Source organism: Heyndrickxia camelliae, from assembly GCF_002844575.1.
Lineage (GTDB): Bacteria > Bacillota > Bacilli > Bacillales > Bacillaceae_C > Margalitia > Margalitia camelliae.
Window position 1 is genome coordinate 146,426 of sequence record NZ_PIQO01000010.1, and the last position, 23,414, is coordinate 169,839.

At 37.4% G+C, this 23,414-nt stretch carries 23 protein-coding genes; 14 read left to right on the top strand and 9 right to left on the bottom strand.

The window, feature by feature from the left end:
• Positions 1–120: a YfhE family protein gene (locus tag CWO92_RS14115; RefSeq protein ID WP_101354852.1), complete on the bottom strand. Its 120-nt coding sequence runs from the start codon at positions 118–120 to the stop codon at positions 1–3.
• A 137-nt stretch (positions 121–257) separates the two neighbouring features.
• Here CWO92_RS14115 and recX point away from each other — a divergent pair, with 137 nt between their 5' ends.
• Both recX and CWO92_RS14125 read left to right on the top strand, forming a co-directional pair.
• Positions 258–1,052, top strand: coding sequence for a recombination regulator RecX (gene recX, locus CWO92_RS14120; RefSeq protein ID WP_101354853.1), 795 nt, complete (start codon positions 258–260; stop codon positions 1,050–1,052).
• Positions 1,053–1,136: 84 nt separating this feature from the next.
• Positions 1,137–1,460 (top strand): YfhH family protein, encoded by a 324-nt coding sequence (locus CWO92_RS14125; RefSeq protein WP_101354854.1) that lies wholly within the window; start codon positions 1,137–1,139, stop codon positions 1,458–1,460.
• A gap of 130 nt (positions 1,461–1,590) precedes the next feature.
• Here the strand turns inward: CWO92_RS14125 and CWO92_RS14130 are convergent, their stop codons facing one another.
• Positions 1,591–1,755 carry a small, acid-soluble spore protein K gene (locus tag CWO92_RS14130; RefSeq protein WP_101354855.1) on the bottom strand — a complete coding sequence of 55 codons (165 nt, stop codon included), beginning with the start codon at positions 1,753–1,755 and terminating at the stop codon, positions 1,591–1,593.
• 116 nt (positions 1,756–1,871) lie between these two features.
• Positions 1,872–2,855, bottom strand: coding sequence for a metal-dependent hydrolase (locus tag CWO92_RS14135; RefSeq protein WP_101354856.1), 984 nt, complete (start codon positions 2,853–2,855; stop codon positions 1,872–1,874).
• A 517-nt stretch (positions 2,856–3,372) separates the two neighbouring features.
• On the opposite strand from CWO92_RS14135, the gene mutY reads away from it, so the two are divergent.
• Positions 3,373–4,467: an A/G-specific adenine glycosylase gene (mutY, locus tag CWO92_RS14140; RefSeq protein ID WP_101354857.1), complete on the top strand. Its 1,095-nt coding sequence runs from the start codon at positions 3,373–3,375 to the stop codon at positions 4,465–4,467.
• Between the two features lie 28 nt (positions 4,468–4,495).
• On the opposite strand, the gene CWO92_RS14145 is transcribed toward mutY, so the two are convergent.
• Together CWO92_RS14145 and gltB are read right to left on the bottom strand one after the other, a co-directional pair.
• A complete protein-coding gene (locus CWO92_RS14145) occupies positions 4,496–5,920 on the bottom strand; it encodes a glutamate synthase subunit beta (RefSeq protein ID WP_101354858.1) in 1,425 nt (474 codons plus the stop codon).
• Between the two features lie 57 nt (positions 5,921–5,977).
• On the bottom strand, positions 5,978–10,528 hold the full coding sequence (gene gltB / locus CWO92_RS14150; RefSeq protein WP_101354859.1) for a glutamate synthase large subunit: 4,551 nt from the start codon (positions 10,526–10,528) through the stop codon (positions 5,978–5,980).
• Between the two features lie 131 nt (positions 10,529–10,659).
• Between gltB and gltC the strand changes: the two genes are divergently transcribed.
• Positions 10,660–11,565 carry a glutamate biosynthesis transcriptional regulator GltC gene (gene gltC / locus CWO92_RS14155; RefSeq protein ID WP_165786688.1) on the top strand — a complete coding sequence of 302 codons (906 nt, stop codon included), beginning with the start codon at positions 10,660–10,662 and terminating at the stop codon, positions 11,563–11,565.
• A gap of 47 nt (positions 11,566–11,612) precedes the next feature.
• On the opposite strand, the gene yfhS is transcribed toward gltC, so the two are convergent.
• Positions 11,613–11,783, bottom strand: coding sequence for a mother cell protein YfhS (gene yfhS / locus CWO92_RS25470; protein WP_165786689.1), 171 nt, complete (start codon positions 11,781–11,783; stop codon positions 11,613–11,615).
• A gap of 181 nt (positions 11,784–11,964) precedes the next feature.
• Here yfhS and CWO92_RS14160 point away from each other — a divergent pair, with 181 nt between their 5' ends.
• The 4 genes from CWO92_RS14160 to CWO92_RS14175 all read left to right on the top strand — a co-directional run bounded on the left by CWO92_RS14160 (position 11,965) and on the right by CWO92_RS14175 (position 15,361).
• Complete coding sequence (locus CWO92_RS14160) at positions 11,965–12,165, top strand: gamma-type small acid-soluble spore protein (RefSeq protein WP_101354861.1); 201 nt, start codon at positions 11,965–11,967, stop codon at positions 12,163–12,165.
• Between the two features lie 382 nt (positions 12,166–12,547).
• Positions 12,548–12,799, top strand: a complete 252-nt coding sequence (locus tag CWO92_RS14165; RefSeq protein ID WP_101354862.1) for a YgaB family protein — start codon at positions 12,548–12,550, stop codon at positions 12,797–12,799.
• A gap of 187 nt (positions 12,800–12,986) precedes the next feature.
• Entirely contained in the window at positions 12,987–13,517 is a 531-nt protein-coding gene (gene ntdP / locus CWO92_RS14170) for a nucleoside tri-diphosphate phosphatase (RefSeq protein ID WP_101354863.1), read from the top strand.
• 95 nt (positions 13,518–13,612) lie between these two features.
• Positions 13,613–15,361, top strand: a complete 1,749-nt coding sequence (locus tag CWO92_RS14175; protein WP_101354864.1) for an ABC transporter ATP-binding protein — start codon at positions 13,613–13,615, stop codon at positions 15,359–15,361.
• Positions 15,362–15,454: 93 nt separating this feature from the next.
• On the opposite strand, the gene CWO92_RS14180 is transcribed toward CWO92_RS14175, so the two are convergent.
• Entirely contained in the window at positions 15,455–16,540 is a 1,086-nt protein-coding gene (locus tag CWO92_RS14180) for an FUSC family protein (RefSeq protein ID WP_101354865.1), read from the bottom strand.
• 333 nt (positions 16,541–16,873) lie between these two features.
• Positions 16,874–18,160: a glutamate-1-semialdehyde 2,1-aminomutase gene (locus tag CWO92_RS14185; protein WP_101354866.1), complete on the bottom strand. Its 1,287-nt coding sequence runs from the start codon at positions 18,158–18,160 to the stop codon at positions 16,874–16,876.
• Positions 18,161–18,392: 232 nt separating this feature from the next.
• Here CWO92_RS14185 and CWO92_RS14190 point away from each other — a divergent pair, with 232 nt between their 5' ends.
• The 5 genes from CWO92_RS14190 (at position 18,393) to perR (ending at position 21,626) form a co-directional block, all read left to right on the top strand.
• Positions 18,393–18,809, top strand: a complete 417-nt coding sequence (locus tag CWO92_RS14190) for an ion channel (RefSeq protein ID WP_101354867.1) — start codon at positions 18,393–18,395, stop codon at positions 18,807–18,809.
• Positions 18,810–18,910: 101 nt separating this feature from the next.
• Positions 18,911–19,384, top strand: a complete 474-nt coding sequence (bcp, locus tag CWO92_RS14195) for a thioredoxin-dependent thiol peroxidase (protein ID WP_101354868.1) — start codon at positions 18,911–18,913, stop codon at positions 19,382–19,384.
• Positions 19,385–19,593: 209 nt separating this feature from the next.
• Positions 19,594–20,544 (top strand): D-2-hydroxyacid dehydrogenase, encoded by a 951-nt coding sequence (locus CWO92_RS14200; RefSeq protein ID WP_101354869.1) that lies wholly within the window; start codon positions 19,594–19,596, stop codon positions 20,542–20,544.
• Position 20,545: 1 nt separating this feature from the next.
• Complete coding sequence (locus CWO92_RS14205; protein WP_101354870.1) at positions 20,546–21,094, top strand: cob(I)yrinic acid a,c-diamide adenosyltransferase; 549 nt, start codon at positions 20,546–20,548, stop codon at positions 21,092–21,094.
• 85 nt (positions 21,095–21,179) lie between these two features.
• Positions 21,180–21,626 carry a peroxide-responsive transcriptional repressor PerR gene (gene perR, locus CWO92_RS14210; protein ID WP_101354871.1) on the top strand — a complete coding sequence of 149 codons (447 nt, stop codon included), beginning with the start codon at positions 21,180–21,182 and terminating at the stop codon, positions 21,624–21,626.
• A 79-nt stretch (positions 21,627–21,705) separates the two neighbouring features.
• Here perR and CWO92_RS14215 read toward each other — a convergent pair whose 3' ends face one another.
• On the bottom strand, positions 21,706–22,065 hold the full coding sequence (locus CWO92_RS14215) for a YgzB family protein (RefSeq protein ID WP_101354872.1): 360 nt from the start codon (positions 22,063–22,065) through the stop codon (positions 21,706–21,708).
• A 277-nt stretch (positions 22,066–22,342) separates the two neighbouring features.
• Between CWO92_RS14215 and CWO92_RS14220 the strand changes: the two genes are divergently transcribed.
• Positions 22,343–23,218, top strand: coding sequence for a nucleotidyltransferase-like protein (locus tag CWO92_RS14220; RefSeq protein ID WP_101354873.1), 876 nt, complete (start codon positions 22,343–22,345; stop codon positions 23,216–23,218).
• Positions 23,219–23,414: the final 196 nt, after the last annotated feature.

A 23,414-nucleotide genomic window follows, 5' to 3' on the forward strand; every position in this document is an offset into this window, starting at 1 on the left:
TTATTTACGGTTATCTAAAAATCCTCCTGCACGATCTGCTTTACGAAATTCACGGGAATAGGTAACTGCCTGCATACTGGAAAGATTGCTTTTTGTTTTAACCTTTTTATCTTTTGGCATTTTTCTCATCCTTTCGGGTATAGTTTCTTTACTATTATTTCCTTAATTTAGGTAAAAATACTGTGAGGGATAATCTAAAATGCTAAAATAGAGTTAAATATTTTTCATTCATTGAATTAAAGAAAGTTGAGATAAAGATGCCAATCATAACAAAAATAACCGTTCAAAAAAACGTATCCGACCGCTATAATATTTATCTTGATGGAACCTATGCTTTTAGTGTAGATGAGGATGTACTGACAAGGTTTCAGTTAAGGAAAGGGAAGGAATTATCTTCATTAGACTTAACGGAAATTCAATACCAGGATGAGATTAGAAAGGGTGTTAACAGTGCCATTCAATACCTTTCTTACCGGATGAGATCGGAAAAGGAAGTGAAGGAGCACTTGAAGAAAAAGGATTTTAATGAAGAAATCATTAAAGAAGTCCTTCATACGTTGTACAAATTGAACTATTTAAATGACTTGGAATTTGCAATAGCCTATGTACGGACGCAAATGAATACGACCAAGAAGGGTCCAGAGGTCATTAAATTAGAATTGAAAAATAAAGGGATAAGTAATGAAATGATTGAAACATCGCTTTTGGAGTTTAAAGAGGACCATGTCTTAAGTTCCGCAATTGCTCTTGTGGAAAAGACAGTGAAACAAAATAAAAAAGTACCGGAAAGATTGTTGCGGCAAAAAGTGGAGCAAGCCTTAATTAGGAAAGGGTACACAATAGAGATTATCCGAGAAGCAATGGAACAGATTACAATAGAAAAGGATGAGAAAGACGAACTCGCGATTTTAGAAAATCACTGGTCCAAAGTCCATAGAAAATATCAGCACTTACAAGGATATGAGTATCAGCAAAAAGTCAAACAAGCTTTATACCGTAAAGGTTTTCCAATAGAGCAGATAGAAAGATTTCTAAACGAAAAGGAAATATAATGTTAAAATGAGTGTATGTTTTAAATTTTAGGTAAAAGAACTCACAAATTCGTTTAACAAAATTAAGGTGGTAAAGTTGATATAATGGAAACAGAAAAAAGATATAGTTCGATGTCAGAGTTTGAATTAAAACAAGAAATTGCTCAATTAACGGAAAAAGCTAGAAAAGCGGAGCAGCTTGGAATTGTGAATGAATATGCTGTATTGGAACGGAAAATAACGATGGCAAAAGCATATTTATTAAATCCAAAGGATTTTCAAGCTGGAGAAGTATATCAAATTGAAGGTGATCCAGGTGCTTATTTTAAAGTAGATTATTTAAAAGGTGTTTTTGCCTGGGGATATCGAATGAGCGGAGGAAAAGAGCAAGAAGCACTGCCTATTTCCCTTTTAAAAGCATTAAAATAAAGAGCCTTATGGCTCTTTATTTTAATTGCGCTAACAGTACCTAACTAGTAGGTCCGGATTTTTTTTAATCCGAAAGTTAGCTGCAGCGTTGCTTATTTTAAGATTGTTCTAAAATAATGAAGTTAACAAATTAAATGGAATCGGATTTGCGATCTCCAGAAGCATGCATTCGCTCTTGCGGATGAGTATTAATGGTTCCGTCTGCTCGTCTAGAGGCAAATTCGGCCTTTGCTCTTGGTTCACCTTCGAATTTATTATCATGACCATATGGAAAACCTTTTGCTTTATTGCGCATCAAAGTTCCTCCTATATGTGTGAGTCCATTTTGCGTGAAAGAAGTTCTTCACGTATTCATATTATGTCTGACTTTGCCTGAACATATAAGAAAGAAACGGATGAAATAGCTGGAAGCTAATGTGGAGCAATATCCAATTTTTTTCTTAATTTTTCATTATTATATATCCATCCTGTATAGGAACCGGTAATCGATAAATCGGAGTCTAATTGCACTATAGCCACAAAAGGATAATGTCCTTTACTGCGATATCGTAAATCAATAAAGCGTACTTCAAAGGATTGATCGTTTCTCTCCTTAACCTCCCATCGGAAAATCGGGGAGAAGGATAAGAAAGCGGACAGATTTTTATCTTTTTTCGCAGCTTCAATTTCCGGCGTTTGTGGGACAGGGATCTTTTTATACGTATCCAAAATGGTAATTTGACGTTTTTCTGCTTTCCCCACATAGAAGCTGTCTTCGGTCTCTACGACTACTCTCCATTTGTAAAAACGCATAGTCGAAGCAATAATAATCTTCTTTGCATCAGGGATTTTCTCTTTTACCGCTTTTCTAACCGATCTTTGTTCATAGAATCGAAATAAATAATAAAAGAAGATAATAATATACATGGTTAAAAAGGTATATCCGGGGTGCAACCCAAATCCCCATAATATAAGTCCGACAACATGTATACAGAAAATAAATGGGTCAAATGTGTTAATCATTCCAAACGCCACCCACTTCATAGACAATGGCCGTACTGCTTGGGTTCCATAAGCATTAAAAATATCCACAAAAACATGGAGAAATACGGCAACAAATGACCAAATCCATAGGTGGAGCATGTTAGCTCCAGGGAAAAAAAGATGAACCATTAAAGTAACGAGCAGCGGCCATAAGATAACCGCAGGTATAGAATGGGTTACCCCTCGATGATTTCGTATATAAACGGCATTATTTTTAAATTTTAAAGCAGTATCAATATCAGGTATTTGTGAGCCAATGATAGTTGCCAATAGGACACCATGGGAATTAACAGCGTCTCCGGCAACGACGGGGTCTAAGGTGGCTAATCCTCCTAGGGCGAACCCCATAACTAGGTGTGTTCCTGTATCCAATCCTATTTCCTCCTTAAGAAGGCGTAAAAGAGAACTTTCCAGTAGGCTCTTTTCTTAAAATGCAGCGTACAATTCTGTATTTATAAATTGTAAATCCATTTGAAAATTTTAGAAATGCACCCATATAGTGCGAAAGAACATTAAAAACAATGACTTTTCGCTTTTATTAAAACATGATATGGTAGTAACAGTGTAAAAGCAATAGATAAACTGTTAAATCACTATAATTGATAAAAATGACCAGTTTATTTAAAAGAATAAATTTTTCACTTACAAACATTATTTGGCATATTTAATCTTGTCCAGCTACAGCGTCTATCGGCTTACGGATATCTCCGGCCCTCCCCACGTTAAGTCAATATCAGTTAAAACTACACTTCCATTTTAGTTGAAATTTGAAGTGCTAATTTACTTGTTCGGGGACTACCTCGCTGTGTTTCCTTTGTTGAGGACTGCGGAATCCGTACGCAAATAGCCTGTCCTTATTATATTCCCTTTTAGAAAGTGGTTTAACCTAATGAACGAAAATTTAAAAATAATTGAAAATATGAACATAAAAGCATTTCAAAATGATTTAATAAGTTGGTTTGAGAGAGAACAAAGGGATCTTCCTTGGAGAAAGGATCAGGATCCGTATAAAGTCTGGGTATCGGAAATTATGCTGCAGCAAACAAAGGTAGATACCGTTATTCCGTATTTCTTAAATTTTATCGAGCAATTTCCCTCGATAGATGAGCTTGCGACAGCAGATGAAGAAAAGGTATTAAAAGCATGGGAAGGTTTAGGCTATTATTCCCGTGTCCGAAATCTCCACTCAGCTGTAAAGGAGGTAAAAGAAAAATACGAGAGTAAAGTTCCTGATACTCCAAAAGGTATATCAAGCCTTAAAGGGGTAGGACCATATACAGCCGGAGCGATATTAAGCATTGCTTATGGTAAGCCAGAGCCTGCAGTTGACGGCAATGTCATGCGTGTACTGTCGAGGATACTCTCTATTTGGGAAGATATTGCAAAACCTTCTACTAGAAAAGTATTTGAAGAAGCTGTGCGTTTGTTGATTTCAAAAGAAAATCCTTCTTATTTTAATCAGGCCCTGATGGAACTGGGTGCATTAATTTGTACTCCAACTTCCCCTTCCTGCTTGCTTTGTCCTGTTCGGGAGCATTGTCATGCCTTTGAAGAAGGAACCCAGACGGAGCTGCCAGTGAAAACCAGGAAGAAAAGTGTAAAACATGTCGATCTTGTTGCGGGGCTTATAGTAAATAAAGAAGGAAAAATCCTTATACATAAAAGACCAAATAAGGGCCTTTTAGCAGATTTATGGGAGTTTCCAAATATAGAGAAAAGCCAACTTTTCCATCCAAGACGAGTATTAGAAGATTTCCTTTTAGATGAATACAAAATAGAAACGGAAATACGGACAAGCTCTTTTGCGAAAATTGATCATGTATTTTCTCACTTAACATGGGAAATTGAAGTATTTGCAGGTGAAATGGTAGGAAAAGTACAAGAAACCTCGACCTTAAAATTAGTAACAGCAGAAGAACTAGGAGAGTATGCTTTTCCTGTATCCCACCAGAAAATATGGAAAGAGTATCAACAAATGATATAAAAGTAGCAGGCTGTGAAATGCCTGCTATTTATTGTAGCTTACTAAGATAATCATTTATCTCCTTAGCGGCTTTTTTTCCTTCTTGCATTGCCCAAACGATTAGACTTTGTCCACGTCTTGCATCGCCTGCAGCATAGATGCCGTCATGATTTGTTTTAAAATCAACATCATTTGCGGAGATTTTGTTTTGTTTTTTCTCAATGGCAGGAAATAGGGAGGATTCAACTCCTTCAAAACCGATAGCAATTAGCACTAAATCCGCATCCCAATAACGGCTTTCAGATTGATCATCTCGCAAAGAAGTGGTTTCTAAGCTCTTCACATTTCCATCTTCATCGCCAATAAATGCTTTTGTTTGGATGAAGTATTGTCTAGGGTCCATACCAAACTTGCTTTGTGCTTCTTCATAAGCATAATCTAACGTAAATATCTGTGGATTCTCCGGCCATGGATTCGCTTCGGAACGAGTCATTGGGAGCTTGCCATGCTTTCCGAACTGTATTACACTTTTACAACCTTGACGAATCGCCGTAGCCACACAGTCTGCACCAGTATCACCACCGCCAATTACAATTACTTTTTTTCCTTTAGCAGATATGCTGGGACTATATTGCTTATTTAGATAATGCTTCGTACTTTCCTTTAGATATTCCATTGCAGGATAAATGCCTTTTAATTGTCTCCCGTCTATAGGAAGTTCACGTGGCTTATCGGCACCGGTACAAATTAGAACAGCATCATATTCCTTTTTTAAATCTTTTAAGGATATATCCACTCCGATGTTCATATTTCCTTTAAATACGATACCTTCCTTGCTCAGCAACTCAATTCTTCGTTCTACATATTTTTTATCAATCTTCATGTTAGGTATCCCGTACATAAGCAGACCGCCAAAACGATCATCTTTTTCATAAACAGTAACACGGTGACCATGCTGATTTAAATCATCAGCTGCAGTTAGCCCGGCAGGACCTGAGCCTATTATCGCTACTCTTTTGGAGGTTTTTTTCACTGGGTGTTTCACTTTTACCCAGCCTTCTTGAAAAGCGCGATCAATGATGGCTTTTTCAATATTTTTGATGGCAACAGGCTGTCCCGGCAAACCGGCAGTACAGGATCCTTCGCATGGAGCAGGGCATGCTCTCGAAGTAAACTCAGGGAAATTATTGGTTTTAGCCAAGCGCTGATAAGCTTCGAACCATTTTCCTTGGTAGGCGAGCTCATTCCATTCCGGTATTAAATTATATAAAGGACAACCACTAGTATTGGATTGAATGATGGACCCGATTTGACAAAAAGGTGTTCCGCAATCCATACAGCGGGAAGCTTGTAATTTAATGGCTTCTTCTGTTAGGGGTTTTTGATACTCTTGCCAATGGTTAATTCTCTCTAATGGATGCTGTTCAGCAGGGTTTTCTCTTTGGATATCGATAAATCCTGTCAAGTGTCCCATAACATTCACTCCCACGCAATTTTTGACAAGAAATCGGCACATGCCGATTTCCCTTGGCTATATAGATTGACTATCTTGTAAAGCAGATGAAAGTGCTTCTATTTCGTACAGGTTTTCCAGAATCTTTCCTTCTTTTTTCATAGTAAAAGCGGAAAGTCTTGCTTCCTCGTACGATAATCCTCGATTTTGCAAATCATCAATCGTCTCGGTCATCGTTTTATATTCTCGAGGAATAATTTTAATAAATTGTTTTTTGAGTTGTTTCCAATGTTTTAGTATCGTTTTAGCCTTTGGACTGCCAGTATAGTAGCAATGTTTTGTAATCATTTGATGCAGTTCGATCCATTCATTTTCGAATGTGACCTGTTCAATAGCGACTAGTTCTTGGTTGATATGAGGAAGGACATCTTCGTTGGCAGTAAACCCATTAAAGATATAAGCAATTCCTCCGGACATTCCTGCAGCAAAGTTTTTGCCGATTGGTCCTAGGATTGCTATTCTGCCGCCAGTCATATATTCACAGCCATGGTCTCCAACACCTTCGACAACAGCTTTTACACCACTGTTTCGAACAGCAAATCGCTGACCGGCAACACCGCGAATATATGCTTCACCAGAAGTTGCACCGAACAGAGCAGTATTTCCAATAATAGCATCTGCTTGTGGGATGCTCCAATTGTTAAATGGCTTTACTATCAGCTTGCCTCCGGACAGACCCTTTCCTACATAATCATTTGCATCGCCTTCTAAGGTGATGGACAAACCTTTCGGGATAAAAGCACCAAGGCTTTGTCCGGCAGAGCCTTTTAAGTGTAGTTGAATATGGTCTTCAGGTAGGCCATCCGCACCGTATTGTTTTGAAATAAGATTTCCTAAACTAGTGCCGACAGAACGATCTCTATTGTGAATATCAAAGTGCAAAGAGGCTTTTTCTCTATTCACAATCGCAGTTTTCAGTATTGGAATTAAGACACGTTGATCAAAGCGTTTTTCTAACTCATGATCCTGTACTGGATGATGTGAAATATTATTAGACAGTTTGCATAAGAGATCGCTCAAATCAAGATGCTTTGCTTTCCAATGGGAAGTCACTTCATCTTTTACTTTTAATAAATTTGTGTGACCCACGATTTCATCCAGACTCCGAAATCCGCATTCCGCTAATATTTCTCGGACCTCTTCGGCAATAAAATACATATAGTTCACGATATGATCAGGGCTTCCGGCAAATTTTTCACGCAGTAAAGGATTTTGCGTAGCAATTCCAACCGGACATGTATCCAGATGACATGCTCTCATCATGATGCATCCAAGAACAACTAGTGGAGCAGTTGCAAATCCATATTCTTGTGCACCAAAGCATGCTGCGACTATGACATCCTTTCCAGTCATTAACTTTCCATCCACCTCTAGGGTCACCTTATCTCTCAACCCATTTAGTACAAGGGTTTGATGTGCTTCTGATAATCCGATTTCCCAAGGAATGCCGGTATGCTTGATGCTCGTTCTTGGAGATGCACCGGTTCCGCCATCATGCCCGCTTATCAGGATAGTGTCTGCTAAACCTTTCGCAACACCAGCTGCAATCGTTCCTACACCTGCTTTTGCCACAAGCTTTACGCTAATTTTTGCATTTGGATTGGCGCTTTTTAAATCGTATATTAATTGGGCAAGGTCTTCGATAGAATATATATCATGATGGGGAGGAGGGGAAATTAATCCGACACCTGGTGTCGATCCTCTTACCTCTGCAATCCATGGATAAACCTTTTGACCAGGCAGCTGCCCGCCTTCACCAGGCTTTGCTCCTTGAGCCATCTTTATTTGAATTTCATCTGCATTGGTTAAGTAATGGCTTGTTACTCCGAATCTACCGGAAGCAACTTGTTTAATGGCGCTTCTACGGGAGTCACCATTTGCATCTCTTTGGAATCGTTCTGTTTCCTCGCCGCCTTCTCCGCTATTGCTTTTGCCGCCGATACGGTTCATCGCGATGGCTAATGCCTCATGCGCTTCTTTGCTAAGCGAACCATAGGACATCGCACCGGTTTTAAACTTTCGTAAAATGTTTTCTACTGGCTCTACTTCAGCAAGTGGGATAGGGGAGCGATCACTTTCGATTTTTAAAAGACTTCGTATCGTTGTAAATGGTCCGTTTTCATTCATGCTGACGAATTTTTTGTAAACATCTTTATTATTTGTTCTAGCTGCTCTTTGCAGTGTATGGATGCTTAATGGGTTAAATTGATGAAATTCCCCATCTTTACGCCACTGTAATTCGCTTCCTGAGTCTAAGGTTTGGTCGTATTGCTCTATTTCAGCAACTGCTTTTTGATGGCGCATTAATGTTTCGCGGGCGATTTCGGATATCCCTATTCCGCCAATTTGCGATACGGTTCCAGTAAAATATTGGTCTAGAACTTGCTGTGAAATGCCCAACGCTTCGAAAGCCTGTGCGCCGCGATAACTTTGGATGGCAGAAATACCAACCTTGGACATGATTTTTATTACACCTTGTAATAAGGCGTGTATATAATGTGCCATCGCTTGTTCCATGTCTAAGGTAATATGTTGCTCTGCACATAATTGGTAGATGGTTTCATAAGCAAGATATGGATGTATAGCATCAGCGCCATAACCTAGCAACATAGCCATATGATGAGAGTCGCGTGCCTCACCGGTATCTACAATAATACTTGCCTTTGAACGGTTGCCATTTTTAATTAAATGATGATGGACACTTGATGTTGCAAGCAAGGATGGGATCGCCACCTGTCGATCATCTATTTTTTGATCGGATAAAATAATTAACTCATTTCCAGCTTGAATAGCTTGATCAACCTGTGAAAAAATTCTCTCTAAAGCTGAAGCTAATCCATTTTCTCCACTTCCTGCAGGAAAAAGGATATCTATCTTTACTGCGTTCCAACTGGAATTTGTTAAAGTCCTAAACTGTGAAAAAGTTAAGAACGGGTGGTGCAACATCAGTTTTTGTTTCTCTTTGTTGTATTTTTGAAGTGGATGCGTTTTCTCTCCTAACCAAGAAATGGTGGAAATGACACATTCCTCTCTGATTGCATCAATGGGTGGATTGGTTACTTGAGAAAATCCTTGCTTGAAATAATGGAAAAGCAGCTGCGGCCTTTCTGAAAGAACCGCAAGCGGTGTATCGATACCCATTGCACCGGTTGATTCTTTACCTTCCAAGGCCATTGGCTTCAACATCTTCATTAATTCTTCATACGTATAGCCAAATGCTTTTTGCTGGAAAAGCAGCTCTTTGTTTGAATATGTTGGTGTAAAAGCAGAACTGTCATCATGCAGAACATGGACCGTCTCTTCTAAGTATTTATGATAGGGTTCTTCCAGACTAATCGTATTTTTTATTTCATCATTTGGAATAATTCTTCCTTGTGCTGTATCCACTAATAATAACTCGCCAGGTTTTAAGTGCTTTCTTTCTAAAATCATGTCATTTTCTACATCTACCACACCGACCTCAGAAGCGAAAATAACCTTATCGTTTCTCGTAATATAATAACGGCCAGGTCGTAAGCCATTTCTGTCGAGGATAGCTCCTACCTGTACTCCATCTGTGAAACCTAGAGCCATCGGACCATCCCAAGGTTCCATACATTGACTATGATATTCGTAGAACGCTTTTAAATAGAAAGGCATTTCATCATTTTGCTCCCAAGGCTCCGGTACCATCATCATTATTGCTTTTGGCAGCGAGACCCCTTTAAGCAGCAAGTATTCTAAGACATTATCAAAGATGGCAGAATCACTGCCCGTTGGATTAATAACTTCAAATCCAGATGAATTGCTAGCATTAAACCAGTTCATATTTCCTTTAATCGTATTTATTTCACCGTTATGGGCGATAACACGATTAGGATGAGCTCTGTCCCAGCTTGGAAATGTGTTGGTGCTGTATCTTGAATGGATTAGTGCAAGGGATGATGTAAATCGTTCATCACTTAAATCTTTGAAATACAGGGATAATTCATCCGCAAGCAACATCCCTTTATAAACAATCGTTCGATTTGATAAGCTAGGAATATACATTTCCGATTTATATTTTTGTTCCAACGCTTTTCTTAAGGAATATAATTGTGAGGAAAATTCATCTATTTTTTGCTCGACCTGTTGGATGAAAATTTGCTTTATTATTGGCTCCGCTTTTTTTGCTTGTTCACTTATGATTTCGGAGGCAACTGGGACATCTCTGACTCCGAAAACAGATAGGTTGTGTTTGACTGATTCTGTATAAAAGTCATTAAGTATTTTTTCACTAATTACATTGTCTTGTGGGAGAAAAAGCATCCCAACTGCATATTCCCCTTGCGATGGAAGCGCAAATGGACATACGGAAGAAAAAAATTCATGGGGAATTTGCAACATGATTCCTGTCCCATCACTAGTGGATTTATCTGCACTTTTCCCGGCGCGGTGATCTAAGCGTTTCAACATTTCTAATGAAGTCGAAACTATTTCATGTGATGGGCGACCATTTATATCTGCATAAAAACCGATACCACAGGCATCATGTTCAAATTCTCTGCGATATAGACCATTAGTTTCTATAGGAGAACGAAACGTTTTCATAAGCTAACATTCCTTCCATTTGAAGAATACCGAAGTGTTTGATAATTAAAAATTTTACTTTAAAACGATTCATCTATACAATATATAGTTAAGAACGAAATTATCTCAAAATGAGAATGGTTGTGATAAACGTGGAATTAAGACAGTTAATTTACTTTAACGAGGTCGCAAAAAATGAACATGTTACTAAAGCGGCGGATGAATTGCATGTTGCTCAATCAGCCATCAGCAGACAAATCAGTTTATTGGAAGCAGAACTGGGAGTAACATTGTTTTTAAGAGAAGGAAGAAATGTCCGCTTAACCTCTATAGGAAAAGTTTTTTTGGAGCACGTAGAAAAAATTTTAATGGAAGTGGAAAAGACAAAAGAAAAAATCGATGAATATTTAAATCCTGAGAAAGGGGTCATTCGCTTAGGATTTTCCACAGGATTATCCGTTCATACCTTTACTATGGTATTCACCCAGTTCCGAGAGTTGCATCCAAAATTACATTTTCAATTGTTACAAGGAACAACTCCCTATTTAATCGAATTAATGGAAAAGGGCGAGATTGATATTGCTTTTGTAGCACCTGTGCCAACGGACCATTCCAGTGTTGGTGGAGACATATTTTTTACGGAAAAAATGTTATTACTGCTACCCGAGAATCATGAACTGGCAAAACAAAAAACAATAAGACTTAATCAACTTGAACAAGAAAGGTTTGTCACTTTTCGGAGTGGACTGCCAATCCGCGAGATGATTTTTAAAGCCTGTCAAAAGGCTGGGTTTGTTCCGGAAATCGCATTTGAAGGCGAAGATATGGATACGATAAAAGGTCTTGTGGCTGCTGGCATAGGGATTGCCATTTTGCCGGAATTAGCCTTATCATATAATGTTCCGAAAGATGTGGTTGCGGTAGAGATTGCTGGTCCTGAGTTTTTCAGAGCAGTTGGGGTGATAACACCGAAGAAAAGAGAACTTGCTCCATCCGAACAGACTTTATATCAATTTTTAAAATCCTTTTATGATCGGTTATATCGATTTCAAATGTGAAAGAAACACGGCCGCTTAGTGGTCCGTGTTTCTTTTTGATTATTTTGTTATCCTCGATGGGTAATTTCTTCGATTATTTCTCGATGAATAGTTTGTCCTTCCGAGTTTAAATAGGGCGCTATTTGCTGCAGGGAATGATGAAAGTAGGAAAGTTCTTCATCTGTCCATTCTGTTTTGGACATCATAGACAACTGTGTCATATCACGAATATCTTCCATTTAATACACTCCTTCTATGTTCGAATATCCATAGTGTTCATTGACGGAATGTTTGTTATTCATTGAAGGTGAAAAGTATGGGGTAAATCAGACATATGGAAACGTTCCAATAAATTTTTTTTCAAATATTACATAACAACCTTCCCGATTGGTTACATTAAAGACCGTGGAGGTGATAATGATGGCAAAGCAATTCAACAAAACTCAAGCAGGAACTAACGCTCAAGAAGTAAGACAACAAAACGCACAATCTGCACAAGGATCTCAAGGTTCTTTCGGAACTGAGTTCGGTAGCGAAACAGATGTGCAATCTGTAAGAAAAGCTAACCAACAATCTGAATCTCGCAAAGCTCAAAATTCAGGCAACGCTGGTCAACAATAATACAAAAAAGGGGCATCCTAATCGTGGATGTCCCTTATTCTTTGTTTATTAGTGAATAGTGAGAGTAACAGTTCTGCCAATATATTCGGGGATTGCAGCAACAGCGCGTATTTTTATGTAAGAGTAGGTCAATAGTGGAATGTGTATCCTTCAAATATAGGTGCAACTAGCTTTGTGTTTTTGGAAAAAACGCAGCAAGTCCGCGTATTTGTTTTCGACAAAAGCACATGGAAAGCGACAGAACTAGTCAAAGGGATTCTTTTCTTTAAGCAGAATTACATAATAGTAAGACTCATTTCTTAATCTTATATGCATTTGTGTTGGAATGCCTTGTAAATGAAAAAACAGCAATGACTAAGTATTGAAAAAGGATGGTGCCCATATGAGTGACTTCAATCAAATCATTTCTGAACAGATGAAAACAATGGAGCAATTACTATATTTACAATCGGAAATTGAGAGATGCCAGGAGCTGGAGACACAGCTTGTGGAATTACAAGAAGAGGCGGAGCTTGAAAGTTTAAAAAATGAAATAGCCGATATGAAAAATGAACTGCGAAAAATTCAAAAAGTATTTGAATCACAGACAGATGAAGTGATCCGCACATATCAGGAATCCAAAATTTTTGCATGAGGGTGACAGAGATATTGGTCACTCTCTTTTTGTTTTAAATTTTCCAAAAAACCGTTATAATAATAAGAAAAATATTTTTCGTAACGGTATATACATATTTTTATTGGCAATTAATGGATAAACAGTAAATTTAGACAGAAAGGATGTATGGACTATTCATAAGACTACGACGAAGGAAGGGAGAATAATGAGGATTCCCACGGAAGGAGAAACCATTCAAATTCATAGCTATAAGCATAATGGTTTCATTCACAGAATATGGGATGAAACAACGGTTCTAAAGGGAACAAAATCTCTCGTTATCGGTGGGAATGACCGAACCATTGTGACAGAATCTGACGGAAGAACTTGGGTTACTCGTGAACCTGCTATTTGTTACTTTCATACTGATCATTGGTTTAATATTATTGGAATGATTCGGGAAGATGGTATTTATTATTATTGTAATCTTGGTTCACCATTTGTGTACGATAGTGAGGCACTAAAATATATTGATTATGATTTGGATATTAAAGTTTTTCCAGATATGACATATACTCTATTAGATGAGGATGAATATGAATATCATCGGAAACAAATGGGGTATCCAGATGTCATTGATCATATTTTAAAGCGAAATGTGGACAACCTTGTTCGCTGGATCAGACAACGAAAAGGCCCGTTTTCTCCAGATTTTATTGATATTTGGTATGAGAGATATTTGACATACCGCTCTTAATAAGAAGAAAATAACCCTGAAGAGGAGCACTATTCTAGTAGTGCTTTTTATTTTTGGGGTAAAATATAATGGTCAAAAATTTTTGGAGGGTTAAAGTGGGAAGTATTAAAAGGTATTTAAAATTTGTAAAACCATATAAGTTTCAAATCGTTGGTACTTTTATCATCGGCATTATAAAATTTGTTATTCCATTACTTATTCCTTTATTTATTAAATATGTCATTGATGATGTCATTGGCAGCCATTCGCTTAGTGTGCATGAGAAAACATCGAAGCTCACTTTTTGGTTATCTATTATGTTTGCGATATTCATTTTTGCACGTCCGCCTGTAGAATATTTCCGCCAATATTTTGCGCAATGGACCGCAAGCAAAATTTTGTATGATATTCGTGATCGTTTATTCACACATTTGCAAAAGCTGAGCTTTAAATATTACGCCAATACACGAGGCGGAGAAGTTATCTCGAGAGTGATTAATGATGTTGAACAAACGAAAGACTTTGTTATTACTGGTCTGATGAATGTTTGGTTAGATACCTCTACCATCATCATTGCAATTTGTATCATGTTTAATATGGATGTAAAACTGACGCTCGTTTCCTTAATTGTTTTCCCGTTCTATATTGTATCGGTAAAATATTTCTTCGGTAATCTTCGAAAACTGACACGCAATCGTTCCCAGGCGTTAGCAGAGGTTCAAGGTTATTTGCATGAGAGAGTACAAGGGATGGCGGTCATTAAAAGCTTTGCTATCGAAGATCATGAGCAAAAGCAATTCAGCAAACGCAATTCTAACTTTCTGGAAAAAGCCTTGTCTCATACACGATGGACGGCAAAATCTTTTGCTGTTGTAAATACGATTACGGATGTTGCACCATTGATCATCATCGGCTATGCCGGTTATCAGGTTATCCACGGGAATTTAACAGTAGGTACGATGGCAGCATTTATTGCTTATATTGATAATTTGTACAGTCCATTACGTCGATTAGTGAATTCCGGAACCACCTTAACACAAGCATTTGCATCAATGGATAGGGTTTTTGAACTAATCGATCAAAAATATGATATCGATGATCGACCAGATGCAATCGAATGCAAAAATGTAGTGGGAAATATTAAGTTTGATCATGTTAGTTTTGCCTATGATCAAAAGGAAGCCCCTGTTTTAAAAGATATTGATTTGGATATTAATGTAGGCGAAACCGTCGCATTAGTAGGGATGAGCGGAGGTGGAAAATCGTCTCTAGTCAGTTTAATTCCTCGGTTCTATGATGTTACAGAGGGAGCTATTTTACTGGATGGTACTGATATCCGTAACTTCAAGGTAAGAAGCCTTCGAGATAAAATCGGAATGGTGCTTCAGGATAGCATTCTTTTCAGCGAATCCATCAAAGCGAATATCCTATTAGGGAAACCTGGTGCAACAGAAGAAGAAGTATATGAAGCGGCTAAGGCTGCAAATGCACATGATTTTATTTTGAATTTACCAAATGGATATGATACACAAGTTGGAGAACGCGGCGTGAAGCTGTCTGGTGGTCAAAAGCAACGAATTGCAATTGCGAGAGTGTTTTTGAAAAACCCGCCAATATTAGTATTGGATGAAGCGACATCTGCATTAGATTTAGAAAGTGAGCATCTCATCCAAGAAGCGCTTGATAAGCTGGCGAAAGATCGAACGACCTTCATTGTTGCACATCGTTTATCAACCATCACACATGCAGATCGCATTATACTGATTGAACATGGAAAAATTGTGGAAATGGGTACTCATGAAGAGCTAATGGCAAAACATGGCCATTACTTTGATTTGTTTCAGGTTCAACAATTGGACGCATAGAATAGAATTAGACCGATTCTCATTTGTGCAAAACAATGGAATCACGCAAATTGAAATTATCCTAAACTAAAAGCCGGCAAATCGTTTGCCGGCTTAATCTTCGTTTATTTCCTCCACCGTCACTTCGTTTTTATCTTTGTGAAAGGATTGGAAACTGTCTAGTATTTTTTCGAAATGCTGCAATTGTTCTTGATATTCCACAATAGCGGATAAAAGACGCATAAAATGGAATTTTTGTACTTGGGATGGGAAGTGTTCTGCTTCAATTTCTTCCAGGAAAAGCTCCATTAATTCATTCCTTTGTTCCTCCAAAAGCTGAACGGATTCGATTTCTGAGTCTTTCCGGATTTTTCCTAGAAATTTCAATATTAACTTTTCATGATCGTTCATAATAGCATCAAGTAATTCTTGCAGATGCTCATTTACTGATTCAGGAAGTTGTCGCAAATCCTGTTCATAACGATGAAGAATTTTTAAAATATCGAAGCTACTTTGCAAAAGAGTGACCATTTGCCGATAAACAACTGCTTTTCGTTGTTTATCAATCGTAGATCTTCTGAAATAGCTGCGCTCTTCTTTATACATCGACAAAAATTCATTGACCCTTAGCAGTCTTTCTTTTAGTACGTTAATATCTTTCTTTAAAAGTTGATGTTCCGCTGCATGGCGACTCGTTAATCGTATCCATCTTAGAACATCTTCCGTCACATTTGTAATGCTGTTATATAATTTTGTTTCGTATTTTGGCGGTAGGAAAATTAAATTTACGATAAACGACGATAAAATTCCAAGTAATAGAGTGGAAAAACGAATTCCGGCGAATTGTAAGAAATGCTCGCCTGGTGTTTCCATTAAGGCTATCATTGTAACGAGACCTAGGCTAACATTATTTTCAAGCTTAAGTCTTAACATAATGATGATGGTAATAATCGCGCCAAGTCCAACAATAAGCACATTATTATTGAACACCATTACTAATACAACCCCAACTATTGCTCCAATTAGGTTTCCTTGAAGCTGTTCAATAATCGATAAATAAGATCGATAAATAGTTGGTTTTATCGCGAAAATAGCCGCGATCCCAGCAAATACTGCATTAGGCATATGCAGTATTCTTGCCAAAAATAAAGCCAGTACAATCGCTATTCCCGTTTTAAATATGCGGGCTCCAAGCTTCATAACTCCGTATATCCCCTTTAATGATCATTAAGTATTTTATTATTTCGTTTTTAGAAAAAGAAAGTAGTGTGACTTTTTGTTGTACTTTCCATAATTAGATACTCTTGTTTTTCATATGCAACATCTACGTAATATACATTGGAAAAGTGAGAATATCAAGAGAAAATTTTCATCATTTCATTAATATCATACCCAAGTACTATAAATTTTGTAAAAAGATAATCTTTGTCCATGTTTGGAGGATAAAGAATGATATGTGGAGAAAGGGAGAAGTATTCCTGGAACATAAAAAAACCTAAAAGCATGTGGATGCTTTTAGGTTTTTCCTTATTATTATAGCTGTGAAAATGCGTAATCCACTGCCGTAATTGTTTCTTTTATATCTTCTTCTGTATGTGCAGTGGTAATAAACCATGCTTCATATTTGGAAGGAGCAAGATTAATTCCTTGGTGAAGCATTAACTTGAAGAACTTTGCGAACATTTCTCCATCAGTTGCTTCTGCTTGTTTATAATTCTCTACCTTTTCGTTTGTGAAATAAACGGTTAAAGCACCTTTAAGGCGGTTTATAGTTATCGGTGTGTTATACTTCCTAGCAGCTGCTAAGATTCCTTCTTCTAGCATTGCCCCAAGGGAATCTAGTTTTTCATATACACCTTCTTCTTTTAAAACCTCTAGGCATGCAATACCAGCTAACATGGATGCAGGGTTTCCTGCCATCGTACCAGCTTGGTATGCTGGCCCCATCGGAGCGACTTTTTCCATAATTTCTTTACGGCCGCCATAAGCACCAATTGGTAAACCACCGCCAATAATTTTACCCATAGCGGTTAAATCTGGTGTAACCCCAAGTAAGTTTTGAGCACCGCCATACATAAAGCGAAAGGCTGTAATAACTTCATCGTAAATAACCAGCGCGCCAGCATCATGGGCTAGCTCGTTTATTTGTTCTAAGAATCCTGGATTCGGTTCGACAATTCCAAAGTTGCCGACAATCGGCTCGACAAGTACAGCTGCTATTTCATTTCCCCATGTATTTAAAGCCTCTTTGAATGGTTCAATATCATTGAAAGGAACGGTAATAACTTCCTTGGCAATATTTTTTGTTACTCCTGCTGAATCGGGCATACCAAGTTGAGAAGGTCCTGAACCTGCTGCGACGAGAACAAGATCAGAATGACCATGATAACAGCCCTCAAATTTAATGATTTTGTCGCGTCCCGTATAGGCTCTTGCTACACGAATGGTTGTCATAACTGCTTCCGTACCGGAATTTACAAAACGTACCTTATCTAATGCAGGCATTGCTTCTTTCAGCATTTTGGCAAATTTTACTTCAAAAGGGGTAGGTGTTCCGTATAAAACGCCGTTTTCAGCTGCATTTTTGATTGCCTCTGTAATATGTGGATGCGCATGTCCGGTAATGATCGGACCATATGCTGCTAGATAATCAATATATTTGTTATCATCCACATCCCAGAAGTATGCACCTTGCGCCTTCTTCATTGCTACCGGTGAACCGCCGCCGACTGCTTTGTAAGATCTTGAAGGGCTGTTCACACCTCCAACGATGTGCTCCAATGCTTCGCTATGTAAATGTTCGGACTTTGTAAAATTCATATATATACCTCCAATAGTTAAATCCATTCTCCATTTTAGTCCTTTAAGAAAACAGTGTCCAATAAAGTTTTATTCATAAATATATTCAACCTAACCATAAAATAGACTGACAAGCAGTTTTCTGCATAGTGTCTGATGGGTATATGTTCCATCCAGAATAAAGCTCGTTCACCTATTCACCTGTACATCAGACTAATGAGTGATAAAGCAACAAACAAAAGGAGCCTCTATTATGTATAATCTCCTCATTGTACTAGTCATTTTGTGTATTTGTATGAGTCTGCGAACTTTGTTTTTTTCTCATAAATTAAAAGGAAAGCAAATCTCCTTTGATAATTTCCTGTTTCTGGCTTTTGCCTATTGTGTACTAATGATTGGATTTGGCCTCATATATTTATTGCTTGAAATCAAAGGGCTTAATATCATAATTGACCATGGAGCGCAGTTGTCTGGATCCTATTTTCATAAATTATATACAACGCTATATTTAAGCGCGGTCACACTGTTTTCGGTTGGATTTGGGGATGTAGTCCCAATTGGGATTGGGCGAGTAATCGTCATTATCGAGGCATTAATTGGCTATACCATTCCAGCGGCATTTGTAGTGAAGAGTGTGCTGGATTATGATCAGGCAACTATTAAAAAGTAGAAAGTTTGCGTTAGACACGGCATTTCGATAAGCTAAAGGGAAAGATGAATATTCCATTTCGTAATAATGAGGAATTGATTTAAACAAGGAGTTGAACAATCATGGCAATTGAAGTAGGAGCAAAAGCACCTGATTTTGCATTGCATGCAAGTAATGGCGAGATTGTAAAACTGTCTGATTTCGCCGGCAAAAAACATATAGTATTGTATTTTTACCCAAAGGATATGACACCAGGTTGCACTACAGAGGCTTGTGACTTCCGTGACGCATATCAAGAATTTTCGGATTTAGATGCCGTTATTCTAGGCGTTAGTCCAGATGAGCTAAAATCACACGAAAAATTTATTGATAAATATAGCTTACCTTTTATTTTATTAGCTGACGTGGATCATAAGGTTGCAGAAGAATACGGAGTATGGAAGTTGAAGAAGAATTTTGGAAAAGAGTATATGGGAATAGAAAGAAGTACCTTCATAATTGATAAACAAGGAAACCTCGCGAAAGAATGGCGGAAGGTTAAAGTGGATGGTCATGTTCAAGAAGCGTTTGCCTTTATAAAGGAAAATCTTTCTTAAGTTAATGCCTATTTTAAGAATATAGCGGCATTTGTCCACTCCAAATATGGCATCGCACATACAGTATAGTAGGGCATACCTCCTCAGATAGTCTTTTTTAGGGTCGAATCATTCGGCCCCTTTTTTATGCGATAAAAAGAATGGTCCAATTTTCACACAATTATATAAGTGGTACAATTAAAGCAAAAATGGATGAAATGGAGAACAATATGAAAACGCTTTTTACTTTTATACCGCCAGAAGAATTGAAACAAGACTTGATAAAAAGTTTTCCTGATGAAGATTTTTCTTTTTGTCCGGAAATAGAGCAAGCGGAAAAGGAAATTCAAAATGCTGAGGTGATCGTCACATATGGAGAAGATTTAACGGAAAAACATATTGAAATTGCCAATAAGCTAAAATGGATAATGGTAACATCGGCTGGTCTAGAAAAAATGCCGTTCAACGCAATTAAAAACAAGGGGATTCTGGTTACTAATGCGCGTGGTATTCATAAAATTCCAATGGCAGAGTTTACTTTTGGTCTCATGCTCCAACATGCCAAACAGTTTCCTGTTTTCAAAAAGCAACAACAGGAACATTTATGGAACCAAGCTCTTCCAATTTTTGAACTATCCGGACAAACCATGTTGATTGTTGGCGCTGGTGCTATCGGCGGTGAAATAGCTAGGTTAGGCAAAGTATTTGGAATGCAAACCATTGGTGTGAATAAGGGTGGGGAAGATAGACAGTATTTTGATGAAATGCTAACTTTGGAATCGTTTATTACTGGCTTATCAGCTGCTGATTATGTCATCAATATTTTGCCTAGCACATCGGAAACAAAGCATATTTACCACAAGCACCATTTTGAAAAAATGAAAAACACAGCTGTTTTTATTAATATCGGAAGAGGAAATGCTGTTAAAACAGAAGTGCTAATGGAAGTGCTGCAAGAAAAGATGATTGCCCATGCGATATTAGATGTACTGGAAGAAGAACCGTTACCAGCAGAACATCCACTATGGGATTTAGAGAACGTAACGATTACTCCGCATGTTTCCAGTCATTCAAAACTTTATCTTCCAAGAGCATTTGAAATATTAAAGCATAACCTTCGTACATATACTAAGAAACAAGAAGATTATTTGAACGTGATCAATATTGAAAAGGGGTATTAATATGAAAATCTATACAAAAACCGGTGATAAGGGGACTACTTCATTAGTCTATGGAACAAGAATCGCAAAGAATGATATTCGTGTGGAAGCTTATGGAACTTGTGATGAAGCCAATTCAGCGATTGGTCAGGCGTTAAGCTTTTTAAAGCAGGAGGATTTTTCGGAAAAGAAGGAAGTCGAGGATGTGTTTCATAAAGTGCAAACAGCACTTTTCCATGTTGGAGCAGAATTATCGACTCCCTCCAATAAAGAAGTGAAGTGGAAAATAAAACAAGAAGATATTGAAGAATTAGAGCATACTATAGATAAATGGGACTCTGAACTGCCGCCGTTAAATAATTTTATTCTGCCTGGCGGACATCCAACCGGTGCAGGATTGCATTTCGCTAGAACGGTTGTCCGTAGAGCAGAGAGATGTGCGGTCTCACTGGAAGATGTGAACCCGGTTGTCCTTTCATACTTAAATCGTCTGTCTGATTTCTTATTCGTTGCAGCGCGTTATGTAAATATGCGTCTAAATGAAAATGAAAAAACCCTTCACCAATCGTGAAAACATTGACAGAAACGCCTATATCTTAGTACACTATTTATAGATATTATAAAGTAATAATAAATTCTTTTTAGGAAAGAGGTGCATGACGGTGTCTGAACATCAAATGAAAGAGGCCATTGAAACGTTAAAAGAAACGGGTGTTAGAATCACTCCTCAACGTCATGCGATATTAGAGTATTTAATTCAATCAATGTCACATCCTACTGCGGATGAAATTTATAAGGCGCTTGAGGGAAAATTCCCCAATATGAGTGTAGCTACCGTATATAATAACTTGCGAGTATTTCGCGAGGTTGGACTAGTGAAGGAACTAACATATGGAGATTCATCAAGCCGATTTGATTTTGTCACATCAAATCATTATCACATTATCTGCGAAGATTGTGGCAAGATTGTAGACTTCCACTATCCTGGACTGGATGAAGTAGAGCAACTTGCTTCACATGTTACAGGATTTAAAGTGAGTCACCATCGCATGGAAATTTACGGAACATGTCCGGATTGCATGAAGAAACAAAATGTGCATTAAAAAAGAATGGTTCGAGTCGAGACTCGAAGCCATTCTTTTTTGTTTTTAGAAAAAGTTAAGTTTGTTAAAGTATTATTGTCTAAAGTTTAGTCGTTTGGGATTTTCGATTGTAATTCTCATCAAATTCTTTTCCTTCTAGGTTTGGATCAAGGGTTAATGGCTCATTACAATGCATACACATATCGACACGTCCTAATATCTTGGTCGGTTTTTTGCAATTTGGACAAACAACCTGCACCGCTCTTGTAGACAACATCCCAATCCAAAAATAGACGACAGTACTAGCGATGATTGCCAATAAGCCAAAAATCATAAATATAGACATTACAAGGAAATGAGTTCTAAAGAAGATCCCAAAATACATGATGATAAATCCAACAAATATCAAACTTAACGCAAAAGTGCGAATCTTATTGATTTTACTAGAGTATTTTGCCATGCATGTCCCTCCTAAATGTTACTATATCATAAATAATGGTAGATGTAGACTAACAAATTGGACATAATTAGTACTTTATAATTTGCAGGAAATTTATTATCATTGTCGAAGTATAAAACAAACATGAAAATGTTTTGTAATGGAAATTAAGAATAAAAACCTCACAAAATGATTACAAGACGAATGGTATTGAAACAAATGGAAATTAAAACTTGTTCCATACATTATATAGTGAATACGAAAAGCTTCTAAAAAAGAATTTTTGGAGGAATTAAAAATGGAGGACATCCTTCGACCGATTTATCAGGAAAGAGCTAGTCAAACGAATACACTGGGTGTATTAATTATTGAAAAAGTACAGAACACAAGTGCAGTTACGGATACCTTTGATGCCGTTCTATTAATTGTAGTAAAAGATAGTGAGACACCAGTTTATATTAAGCACTATACATATGAGGATAAAAAAGCCTCACTTCATATTGTGAGCGAAGATCAATTGCGAGAATGGCTGCTGCTGGGAACAAATCGGAAAATAGTAGAGTGGATTGTGCATGGGAAAATCCTTTTTGATCGAAATGAATACATGAGTAATTTGCGAAATGAACTGCAAGATTTTCCTTTTTACAATCGAAAAGTGAAGATAGGCTTGGAGTTTGCCAAGCTTGTGCGCAGGTACATGGAAGGAAAGTCATTCTTTGATAATAAACAGTATTTAGATGCTTATAATCATGTAGCTCATTCCCTACATCATTTGGCACGCCTTGCAGTGATAGAAAAAGGCTTTCATCCTGAAATCACCGTTTGGAATCAAGTAAAACAAATGGAACCAGAGATATTTAAGCTTTACGAAGAATTAGTTACAAGTGATGAGCCTTTAGAAAAGAGATTAGAACTTCTATTTATAGCGAGTGAGTTTTTAATCCATTCCAGAACCCGTTTCGGTGCATCTCATTTGCTTGAAATTATGAAGACAAAAGATGAATGGACGATTCAAGATCTTATTTCTCATCCTGAATTAGAACATTATGATGTGGATTTAAGTATGCTGTTAGAGTTTTTATTAGATAAACACTTCATTGATGAAGTAAGAATTCAAACGAAAGGATACGATATTTACCACCGTCATTACTGTGTTTCAAAAAAATTATCGTAAAATATTAATTTATGTATTGACGGTTAACTTAATTCTTGGTATATTTATAAACGTCGCTGCGAGATGTTAAGAAAAAAGCAGCGGCGAAGAAAATAAAAAAAGTATTGACAAGAAAGAAATGCTTTGATAAGATAATAAAGTCGCTGTCACAGAGCGCCGTTAGAAATTGGTCTTTGAAAACTGAACAGAACGAAAC

What these genes read in the sequence shown, in the direction of transcription:
- CWO92_RS14115 (WP_101354852.1), bottom strand. Translation starts at nt 120, where the DNA reads ATGCCAAAAGATAAAAAGGTTAAAACAAAAAGCAATCTTTCCAGTATG.
- recX (WP_101354853.1), top strand. Translation starts at nt 258, where the DNA reads ATGCCAATCATAACAAAAATAACCGTTCAAAAAAACGTATCCGACCGC.
- CWO92_RS14125 (WP_101354854.1), top strand. Translation starts at nt 1,137, where the DNA reads ATGGAAACAGAAAAAAGATATAGTTCGATGTCAGAGTTTGAATTAAAA.
- CWO92_RS14130 (WP_101354855.1), bottom strand. Translation starts at nt 1,755, where the DNA reads ATGCGCAATAAAGCAAAAGGTTTTCCATATGGTCATGATAATAAATTC.
- mutY (WP_101354857.1), top strand. Translation starts at nt 3,373, where the DNA reads ATGAACGAAAATTTAAAAATAATTGAAAATATGAACATAAAAGCATTT.
- CWO92_RS14145 (WP_101354858.1), bottom strand. Translation starts at nt 5,920, where the DNA reads ATGGGACACTTGACAGGATTTATCGATATCCAAAGAGAAAACCCTGCT.
- gltB (WP_101354859.1), bottom strand. Translation starts at nt 10,528, where the DNA reads ATGAAAACGTTTCGTTCTCCTATAGAAACTAATGGTCTATATCGCAGA.
- yfhS (WP_165786689.1), bottom strand. Translation starts at nt 11,783, where the DNA reads ATGGAAGATATTCGTGATATGACACAGTTGTCTATGATGTCCAAAACA.
- CWO92_RS14160 (WP_101354861.1), top strand. Translation starts at nt 11,965, where the DNA reads ATGGCAAAGCAATTCAACAAAACTCAAGCAGGAACTAACGCTCAAGAA.
- CWO92_RS14165 (WP_101354862.1), top strand. Translation starts at nt 12,548, where the DNA reads ATGAGTGACTTCAATCAAATCATTTCTGAACAGATGAAAACAATGGAG.
- ntdP (WP_101354863.1), top strand. Translation starts at nt 12,987, where the DNA reads ATGAGGATTCCCACGGAAGGAGAAACCATTCAAATTCATAGCTATAAG.
- CWO92_RS14180 (WP_101354865.1), bottom strand. Translation starts at nt 16,540, where the DNA reads ATGAAGCTTGGAGCCCGCATATTTAAAACGGGAATAGCGATTGTACTG.
- CWO92_RS14185 (WP_101354866.1), bottom strand. Translation starts at nt 18,160, where the DNA reads ATGAATTTTACAAAGTCCGAACATTTACATAGCGAAGCATTGGAGCAC.
- CWO92_RS14190 (WP_101354867.1), top strand. Translation starts at nt 18,393, where the DNA reads ATGTATAATCTCCTCATTGTACTAGTCATTTTGTGTATTTGTATGAGT.
- bcp (WP_101354868.1), top strand. Translation starts at nt 18,911, where the DNA reads ATGGCAATTGAAGTAGGAGCAAAAGCACCTGATTTTGCATTGCATGCA.
- CWO92_RS14200 (WP_101354869.1), top strand. Translation starts at nt 19,594, where the DNA reads ATGAAAACGCTTTTTACTTTTATACCGCCAGAAGAATTGAAACAAGAC.
- CWO92_RS14205 (WP_101354870.1), top strand. Translation starts at nt 20,546, where the DNA reads ATGAAAATCTATACAAAAACCGGTGATAAGGGGACTACTTCATTAGTC.
- perR (WP_101354871.1), top strand. Translation starts at nt 21,180, where the DNA reads ATGACGGTGTCTGAACATCAAATGAAAGAGGCCATTGAAACGTTAAAA.
- CWO92_RS14215 (WP_101354872.1), bottom strand. Translation starts at nt 22,065, where the DNA reads ATGGCAAAATACTCTAGTAAAATCAATAAGATTCGCACTTTTGCGTTA.
- CWO92_RS14220 (WP_101354873.1), top strand. Translation starts at nt 22,343, where the DNA reads ATGGAGGACATCCTTCGACCGATTTATCAGGAAAGAGCTAGTCAAACG.